The sequence below is a fragment of the Streptomyces sp. SID14478 genome (assembly GCF_010548525.1).
Taxonomy (GTDB): domain Bacteria; phylum Actinomycetota; class Actinomycetes; order Streptomycetales; family Streptomycetaceae; genus Streptomyces.
Map to the genome: position 1 here is coordinate 1 of NZ_JAAGMG010000633.1, position 8,353 is coordinate 8,353.

Here is an 8,353-nt window from a genome sequence, read left to right on the forward strand (position 1 = left end):
GGCGGCCTCGCCGAGACGGGCGCCTCGAACGACGGCGCCCTGCGCGCCCTCGGTCTGGTGGCCGGCACGGTGATCCTGCTGGGCGGCGCGGTCTTCACGTTCCTGCCCAAGCGGCGCGCGGCCAGGGGGCGTTGAGCAAAGCGCATGAGTGAATGAGGGGCCGCAGGCGATGAGACACAAGCACTCATCACCTGTGGCTTCTCGCTGCACCCCTTGATCTTTTTCCGTACGTGTAGGCGCACTTCTCGGGGCCCGCGAAGGCGCACACGAAGGCGTATCGGTGCCACGCGAAAGGGGCCCGGCCGCACCGAACGGTGCGGCCGGGCCCCTTTCACACGCAGCGGAGACGGGTCAGTGCACGCCACCCATCAGCGGCTTGACCTTGCGGCGGAACATGAAGACCGCGACACCGGCGAGCACGGCGATCGCACCCTGCGAGGCGAACCACCACTCGGTGTCGGTCGGCGCGCCGATCAGCTGGAGCAGGGCGATGATGGAGTCACCGGCGGTGACCGCCAGGAACCAGACACCCATCATCTGGGAGCCGTACTTCTGCGGCGCCAGCTTCGTGGTGAGCGACAGGCCGACCGGGGAGAGCGTCAGCTCACCGATGGTCTGGATCAGGTAGACCGCGCACAGCCACAGCGGCGTGACCTTGGCGTCGCCGGTGGCCGCGGCCTGGGCGAGCATCATCACGAAGAAGGACAGGCCGATCAGGAAGACGCCGTTGGCGAACTTCGTGATGGTCGTGGGCTCCTTGCCGCGCTTGTTGAGCGCGACCCACAGCCAGGCGAAGACCGGCGCGAACGCCATCACGTACAGCGAGTTCAGCGACTGGAACCAGCTGGAGGGGAAGTCCCAGCCGAACAGCGTGTTGCTGGTGCTGTCCTGCGCGAACAGGTTCAGCGTGGAGCCGGACTGGTCGAAGATGCCCCAGAACATGGCGGCCACGACGAAGAACCAGATGTACGCCGAGACGCGGGACTGCTCGGTGTCGCTCAGCTCGCGGTCGCGCTTCATCTTGACCAGGTACCAGATGGGCAGGACCAGGCCGAGGACGGTCAGCGGCCACAGCACCCAGTTCACGGTGAGCAGGCCGCCGAAGCCGGTGATGGCGTAGAACACGACGGCCAGGGCCGCCCAGAGCGAGACCTTCTTCCACAGCGCGCTCTTCTCGGCGGCGCTCATCGGCGACGGCACGACGTTGGACTCGACGGCCAGGTAGCGGTAGCCGAACAGGAAGCACATCAGGCCGATGGCCATGCCCACACCGGCCATCGCGAAGCCGAGGTGCCAGTCGACCTTCTGGCCGATCGTGCCGATCGTCAGCGGCGCGAAGAAGGCACCGACGTTGATCGAGATGTAGAAGATCGAGAAGCCGCCGTCGCGACGCGGGTCGTTCTTCTCCGGGTAGAGGTGGCCGACCATCGTCGAGATGTTGGACTTGAGCAGACCCGAACCGGCCGCGATCAGCGCCAGGCCGGCGTAGAAGGACCCGGTCCACGGCAGGGCCAGCGTGAAGTGGCCGAGCATGATGATGGAGGCGCCGACCGCGGTGGTCTTGCGCGGACCCCAGACGCGGTCGCCGAGCCAGCCGCCGGGGAGCGCGAGCAGGTACACCAGGGCGTTGTAGACCGAGTAGATCGCGGTCGCCGTCGCGACGTTGAGGCCGAGGCCTCCGTCGATGACGCCGGCCGACAGGTACAGGACGAGCAGTGCCCGCATGCCGTAGAAGCTGTAGCGCTCCCACATCTCCGTCAGAAACAGAAAGGCCAGGCCGGCTGGGTGGCCAAGGAAGGTCTTGCCGCCGGCGACAGGCGCGGGGGCTTCCTTCGTCAGGCTGGACGCCATGGTGGTTCCTTGCTCGCTCGGGACGCCGCCGCTGCCTTTGTGGGGGTGGAGCGTGCGCCCGGGTGGGGGTCGGCCGGCACCGGAGTCCTACCGTCCTCCCCACGCCTGGAGGGGAACTGGTACGGCGGACCCGGGATCCACGCCCCGGCGCGCTTCCTTACGCGCGGGGCCCGGCCACAGGTCATTCCTTTCAACGCTGACAGCGTCAGCTCACACAGCAAAGGGACCTTCGGTGCGTCATACGCTCCGAAAGTCCCCCAGTAGTGCATCAGGCGTTCGGTCACCATACGACACGACAGTGCGGCATATGGAAGGACTTGAGAGATGGATCACAGGTAGCCGTGGAACCAACGGGCGGATTCAAAGGTGGTTTCCAGGATCGCACCCCACAGCTGTAGGACATCACGGCGGAGGCCGGGGTTCCGATTCGCCGGGGAACGGCGCGGTGGCCCGCACTGGCCGATCACCCCGCAGCCCCGCTCCGGCGCGGACTACCATCACCCCATGACCCGTGTACTGCTCGCCGAGGACGACGCGTCCATCTCGGAGCCGCTGGCCCGTGCCCTGCGCCGGGAGGGTTACGAGGTCGAAGTGCGCGAGGACGGCCCCACCGCCCTCGACGCCGGACTGCAGGGAAGCATCGATCTGTGCGTCCTCGACCTGGGCCTGCCCGGGATGGACGGCCTCGAAGTCGCCCGCCGGCTGCGCGCCGAGGGGCACACGGTGCCGATCCTGATCCTCACCGCACGCGCCGACGAGGTCGACACGGTGGTCGGTCTCGACGCCGGCGCCGACGACTACGTCACCAAGCCGTTCCGCCTCGCCGAACTGCTCGCCCGCGTCCGGGCGCTCCTGCGGCGCGGCGCCGCCGAGCCCAAGGAGGCCCCGGCCACGCACGGCGTGCGCATCGACGTCGAGTCGCACCGGGCGTGGATGGGCGACGAGGAACTCCAGCTCACGGCAAAGGAGTTCGACCTGCTGCGGGTGCTCGTGCGCGACGCGGGCCGGGTCGTCACCCGCGACCAGCTGATGCGCGAGGTCTGGGACACGACGTGGTGGTCGTCGACCAAGACGCTGGACATGCACATCTCCTGGCTCCGCAAGAAGCTCGGCGACGACGCGGCGAACCCCCGGTACATCGCGACGGTGCGCGGCGTGGGATTCCGGTTCGAGAAGAGCTGACCGACGGGAGCTGAGCCGCTGCGGGGCTCCCGTCCTGGACACTGAGGGACATGCGCCGCCGACTCATCAACTCCACGCTCGCCGTCGTCCTGGTGGTGATCGCCGTGTTCGGGGTCTCCCTCGTCATCGTGGAGACCCGGACCATCAGCAACAGCGCCCAGGACCGCGTGGAGTCCGAGGCCGTCCGGCTCGCCTCCGTCGTCGACAGCCGGCTGCTCAGTGAGGAGCAGGTCAACGGCGACATCCTGTCCGACCAGGTCGCCCTGGAGGAGCGGTACGCGGTCGTCGACATCCCCGGCCGCGCCCCCATCGAGCTGGGCACCAAGCCGCAGGGCGACGTCATCACGTACACCGCCTCCGGCGAACGCGGTGAGAAGGTCACCGTCGAGGAGCCCCGCTCGGCGGTGACCCGCGAGGTGGGCCGCACCCTGCTGATCATCGCGGGGGTGGCGCTGCTCGCCGTCGTCGCCGCCGTGCTGCTGGCCGTGCGCCAGGCCAACCGCCTCGCCTCCCCGCTCACCGACCTCGCCGAGACCGCCGAACGCCTCGGCTCCGGCGACCCGCGCCCGCGGCACAAGCGCTACGGCGTCCCCGAGCTGGACCGCGTCGCCGACGTCCTGGACGGCTCCGCCGAGCGCATCGCCCGCATGCTGACCGCCGAGCGGCGCCTGGCTGCCGATGCCTCGCACCAGCTGCGCACCCCCCTCACCGCGCTCTCCATGCGGCTGGAGGAGATCACCATGACCGAGGACCTGGCCGAGGTGAGGGAGGAGGCGACGATCGCGCTCACCCAGGTCGAGCGGCTCACCGACGTGGTCGAGCGGCTGCTCACCAACGCCCGCGACCCGCGCAGCGGCTCGGCCGTGAGCTTCGACCTGGACGAGGTCATCAAGCAGCAGCTGGAGGAGTGGCGCCCGGCCTACCGCGGCGAGGGCCGCGCCATCGTCTCCTCGGGCAAGCGCCACCTGGCGGCGGTCGGCACCCCGGGCGCGGTGGCCCAGGTCCTCGCCGCACTGATCGAGAACGCGCTGATGCACGGCGGCGGCACCGTCGCCCTGCGCACCCGCGTCACCGGCAACCAGGCGGTGGTCGAGGTCACGGACGAGGGCCCCGGCGTCCCGTCCGAACTGGGCTCACGGATCTTCGAGCGGACCATCAGCGGCCGGAACTCGACGGGCATCGGCCTCGCCGTCGCCCGCGACCTGGCCGAGGCGGACGGCGGACGGCTCGAAATGCTCCAGGCGTACCCGCCCGTCTTCGGCCTGTTCCTGTCCCGTACGGCGCTGAAGAAGTCCGTGGACGGCACGGAGCCGGAGACGACGATCAGGTAGGCCCCGGCGGAAGGGGGGGCTACTTCGCGCGCTGCACGGCGGGCGCGCCGGACGGCTCGTCCAGGAACGATTCGGCACTGGCGACGGCCTCGCGCGCGGGCAGCGCCCGGAAGACCCACGTGCGGTACGACCAGAAGCGGAAGAGGGTCGCGAGCCCCATGCCGAGGAACTTGAAGACGTTGCTCTGCAGCGAGCTGTCCCAGCCGAAGCCGTACGTGGCCGCGTACAGGACGCCGTTCTCGATCACCAGGCCGACGATGCTGAACAGCAGGAACAGCGTGAGTTCCTTGGCGCGGCCGCTCTTGTCCCGGTCGCGGTACGTGAAGTAACGGAACCCCACGTAGTTGAAGACGATGGCGACGACCGTCGCGATCACGCTGGCCCGCACGACCTGGAGGTCGGTGCCGTGCCGCATCAGGTTGAAGACCGCGAAGTTCACGAGGACGCCCAGGGCGCCCACGACGCCGAACTTGGCGACCTCGCGGGCCAGAGCGGTGAAGCGCAGCCGTAGTGTGCCGGTCGGGCTTGAAGTCCCAGTCATGTGCTCGCCTCGGCCCCCGTCGTCCCCGTCATCTGGTCGCGCGGCCCGCAAAGGCCGACCCAGCCATGCTAACCACGGGTTCCCGAAGACGCCTGTGGACCGCGGCCACCGCCGCGCGCATGGACTTTCCTCCAAAGGGAGGGCCGTACGGGTACCGGTCATATGGCCGATACCCTGAGGGTGTGACGTTCCCGGTAGTCGGCATGGTCGGCGGCGGTCAGCTCGCTCGTATGACACACGAGGCAGGCATCCCGCTCGGCATCAGATTCAAGCTCCTCAGTGACACGCCCCAGGATTCCGCGGCGCAGGTCGTCGGCGACGTCGTCGTCGGCGACTACCGCGACCTGGACACGCTGCGCGCGTTCGCGCACGGCTGTGACGTGATCACCTTCGACCACGAACACGTACCGACGGAGCACCTGCGGGCCCTGGAGGCGGACGGCATCCCCGTGCGCCCGGGCCCCGGTGCGCTGCTCTACGCCCAGGACAAGGGCGAGATGCGCGCGAAGCTCACGTCGCTGGGCGTGCCGTGCCCGCGCCACCGCATCGTGCGGGACCCGGCCGACGTGGCCGCCTTCGCGGCGCAGGGCGCGGGATTCCCCGTCATCCTCAAGACGGTGCGCGGCGGCTACGACGGCAAGGGCGTGTGGTTCGTGCGCTCCGAGGCCGAGGCCGCCGACCCGTTCAAGGCGGGCGTGCCGGTCCTGGCCGAGGAGAAGGTCGACTTCGTACGGGAGCTGGCGGCCAACGTCGTGCGCTCCCCGCACGGCCAGGCCGTCGCCTACCCCGTCGTCGAGTCCCAGCAGGTCGACGGCGTCTGCGACACGGTGATCGCCCCGGCGCCCGGCCTGTCCGAGGCCCTCGCGGGCGAGGCCCAGGAGCTCGCGCTGCGCGTCGCCAAGGAACTCGGCGTCGTCGGCCACCTCGCGGTCGAGCTCTTCGAGACGCGGGACGGACGCATCCTGGTCAACGAACTGGCGATGCGGCCGCACAACTCCGGCCACTGGACCCAGGACGGCGCGATCACCTCGCAGTTCGCCAACCACGTCCGCGCCGTGCTCGACCTGCCACTGGGCGACCCCCGCCCGCGCGCCCCGTGGACGGTCATGTGCAACGTCCTGGGCGGCGACTTCCCGGACATGTACAGCGCGTACCTGCACTGCATGGCCCGCGACCCGCAGCTGAAGATCCACATGTACGGCAAGGACGTGAAGCCCGGGCGCAAGGTCGGCCACGTCAACACCTACGGCGACGACCTGGACGAGGTGCTGGAGCGCGCCCGTCACGCGGCCGGATACCTGAGAGGCACGATCACCGAATGAGTTCTGCGAGCCCCATGAGCCCCCTCGTCGGCATCGTCATGGGATCGGACTCCGACTGGCCCGTCATGGAGGCCGCGGCGCAGGCCCTGCACGAGTTCGAGATCCCGTACGAGGTCGACGTCGTCTCCGCGCACCGCATGCCGCACGAGATGATCTCCTACGGCGAGCAGGCCGCGGGCCGCGGCCTGAAGGCGATCATCGCGGGGGCGGGCGGCGCCGCCCACCTGCCCGGCATGCTCGCCTCGGTGACGCCGCTGCCGGTCATCGGCGTCCCCGTCCCGCTGAAGTACCTCGACGGCATGGACTCGCTGCTGTCCATCGTGCAGATGCCCGCCGGCGTGCCCGTCGCGACGGTCTCCGTCGGCGGCGCGCGCAACGCCGGCCTCCTCGCCGCCCGCATGCTGGCCGCGCACGACGAGGAACTTCTGGGCCGGATGCGGGAGTTCCAGCAGGAGCTGAACGACCAGGCCACCGAAAAGGGCAAGCGCCTGCGGGCCAAGGCCGAGGGAGCCGGGGCCGGTTTCGGCTTCGGGAAGTGAGGGAGCAGTGAGCACGGTGAACGACTCCATGGCGCAGGCGCGGGCGATACTCGCCGAGTTCCCCGTCGTCGACGGGCACAACGACCTGCCGTGGGCCCTGCGCGAGCAGGTCACCTACGACATCGACGCCCGCGACATCGCCGTCGACCAGAGCGCGCATCTGCACACCGACCTGGCCCGGCTGCGGGCCGGCGGCGTGGGCGCGCAGTTCTGGTCCGTGTACGTGCGCACCGACCTGACCGGGGACGCGGCGGTCAGCGCCACCCTCGAACAGATCGACTGCGTCGACCAGTTGATCGCCCGGTACGCGGGCGACCTGCGCGAGGCACGCACCGCCGCGGACATGGAGCAGGCCCGCGCCGAAGGGCGCATCGCCTCCCTCAAGGGCGCCGAGGGCGGCCACTCCATCAACAACTCGCTCGCCACGCTGCGGGCGCTGTACGCGCTCGGCGTGCGCTACATGACGCTCACCCACAACGACAACATCGCGTGGGCGGACTCGGCGACGGACGAGCCCGGCGTCGGCGGCCTGTCCGCCTTCGGCCGCGAGGTCGTCCGCGAGATGAACCGCGAGGGCATGCTCGTCGACCTGTCCCACGTCGCCGCCACGACGATGAGGGCGGCCCTCGACACGACCGCCGCGCCGGTGATCTTCTCGCACTCCTCGTCGCGGGCCGTCTGCGACCACCCGCGCAACATCCCCGACGACGTGCTGGAGCGGCTGCCCGCCAACGGGGGAGTGGCGATGGCGACGTTCGTGCCCAAGTTCGTGCTGCAGGCCGCCGTCGACTGGACGGCCGCCGCCGACGACAACCTGCGCGCGCACGGCTACCACCACCTGGACACCTCGCCCGAGGCGATGAAGCTGCACCGCGCCTTCGAGGAGGCCACCCCGCGCCCCGTCGCGACCGTGTCCACGGTGGCCGACCACCTCGACCACATGCGCGAGGTCGCGGGCGTCGACCACATCGGCATCGGCGGCGACTACGACGGCACGGCGTTCACCCCGGACGGCCTCGGCGACGTGTCGGGCTACCCGAACCTGATCGCCGAGCTCGTCGGCCGCGGCTGGTCCAGGGACGACCTGGCGAAGCTGACCTGGCGCAACGCGGTACGCGTCCTCGGCGACGCGGAGTCGGTCGCCCGCGACCTCCAGGGCAGCCGCGGCCCGTCGAACGCGACGCTGCAGCAACTGGACGGCTAGGACCCGCCCTGCCCGAGGTCCCCCCAGCCGGGAAGGCCGGGGGGACCTTGTCGCGGACTCGGGCCCGGCACAGCCCAGCCTCCGGCCGGGGGGGACCCCAGACCCGGACAGGCCTTGGGCCCCTGAGGCGCTTCCGGTGGATCTCCGCGGCGTCCCCCGGCGCCGCGGCACGGACGCCTGCGCGGGGACTCCGGCTGGGGCCCTGGGGCCGCGCACACCCGTTCGGCCCACCCGCCCCCCGAACGGCACCGCTCACCGCGAAGCGCTCCCGCTCCCGTGCCACGGTGGTGCGAACGCCAGCCCCCACTGACGGCCGGAGCCGTGCCATGGCAGACCTGCAGGACCAACTGACCGCCCCGGCCGAGGCGGGCGAGCTCGACCGC

General features: G+C 70.6%; 8 protein-coding genes. 6 read left to right on the plus strand and 2 right to left on the minus strand.

What is annotated here, in order from left to right:
• A partial coding sequence (locus G3I40_RS47250; RefSeq protein ID WP_164303714.1) for an LPXTG cell wall anchor domain-containing protein occupies positions 1 to 135 on the plus strand: 135 nt, incomplete at its 5' end.
• Positions 136 to 351: 216 nt separating this feature from the next.
• On the opposite strand, the gene G3I40_RS21205 is transcribed toward G3I40_RS47250, so the two are convergent.
• Complete coding sequence (locus G3I40_RS21205; protein WP_164303715.1) at positions 352 to 1,851, minus strand: oligopeptide:H+ symporter; 1,500 nt, start codon at positions 1,849 to 1,851, stop codon at positions 352 to 354.
• 504 nt (positions 1,852 to 2,355) lie between these two features.
• On the opposite strand from G3I40_RS21205, the gene G3I40_RS21210 reads away from it, so the two are divergent.
• Positions 2,356 to 3,033 carry a response regulator transcription factor gene (locus tag G3I40_RS21210; RefSeq protein WP_164303716.1) on the plus strand — a complete coding sequence of 226 codons (678 nt, stop codon included), beginning with the start codon at positions 2,356 to 2,358 and terminating at the stop codon, positions 3,031 to 3,033.
• 50 nt (positions 3,034 to 3,083) lie between these two features.
• Positions 3,084 to 4,364, plus strand: a complete 1,281-nt coding sequence (locus G3I40_RS21215) for an ATP-binding protein (RefSeq protein WP_164303717.1) — start codon at positions 3,084 to 3,086, stop codon at positions 4,362 to 4,364.
• A gap of 19 nt (positions 4,365 to 4,383) precedes the next feature.
• On the opposite strand, the gene G3I40_RS21220 is transcribed toward G3I40_RS21215, so the two are convergent.
• Positions 4,384 to 4,905, minus strand: coding sequence for a GtrA family protein (locus G3I40_RS21220; RefSeq protein WP_164303718.1), 522 nt, complete (start codon positions 4,903 to 4,905; stop codon positions 4,384 to 4,386).
• Positions 4,906 to 5,108: 203 nt separating this feature from the next.
• Between G3I40_RS21220 and G3I40_RS21225 the strand changes: the two genes are divergently transcribed.
• Genes G3I40_RS21225 through G3I40_RS21235 form a run of 3 tightly spaced genes read left to right on the plus strand, consistent with a single transcriptional unit; the run spans position 5,109 to position 7,970 of the window.
• A complete protein-coding gene (locus G3I40_RS21225; RefSeq protein ID WP_239091866.1) occupies positions 5,109 to 6,227 on the plus strand; it encodes a 5-(carboxyamino)imidazole ribonucleotide synthase in 1,119 nt (372 codons plus the stop codon).
• Entirely contained in the window at positions 6,224 to 6,766 is a 543-nt protein-coding gene (gene purE / locus G3I40_RS21230; RefSeq protein ID WP_203644515.1) for a 5-(carboxyamino)imidazole ribonucleotide mutase, read from the plus strand. The genes G3I40_RS21225 and purE overlap by 4 nt, the downstream gene beginning before the upstream one ends.
• A gap of 28 nt (positions 6,767 to 6,794) precedes the next feature.
• A complete protein-coding gene (locus tag G3I40_RS21235; RefSeq protein ID WP_164303721.1) occupies positions 6,795 to 7,970 on the plus strand; it encodes a dipeptidase in 1,176 nt (391 codons plus the stop codon).
• Positions 7,971 to 8,353: the final 383 nt, after the last annotated feature.

Bases quoted from the DNA above. Each gene is read 5' to 3' on its own strand.
- G3I40_RS21205 (WP_164303715.1), bottom strand. From the start codon at position 1,851: ATGGCGTCCAGCCTGACGAAGGAAGCCCCCGCGCCTGTCGCCGGCGGC.
- G3I40_RS21210 (WP_164303716.1), top strand. From the start codon at position 2,356: ATGACCCGTGTACTGCTCGCCGAGGACGACGCGTCCATCTCGGAGCCG.
- G3I40_RS21215 (WP_164303717.1), top strand. From the start codon at position 3,084: ATGCGCCGCCGACTCATCAACTCCACGCTCGCCGTCGTCCTGGTGGTG.
- G3I40_RS21220 (WP_164303718.1), bottom strand. From the start codon at position 4,905: ATGACTGGGACTTCAAGCCCGACCGGCACACTACGGCTGCGCTTCACC.
- G3I40_RS21225 (WP_239091866.1), top strand. From the start codon at position 5,109: ATGGTCGGCGGCGGTCAGCTCGCTCGTATGACACACGAGGCAGGCATC.
- purE (WP_203644515.1), top strand. From the start codon at position 6,224: ATGAGTTCTGCGAGCCCCATGAGCCCCCTCGTCGGCATCGTCATGGGA.
- G3I40_RS21235 (WP_164303721.1), top strand. From the start codon at position 6,795: ATGGCGCAGGCGCGGGCGATACTCGCCGAGTTCCCCGTCGTCGACGGG.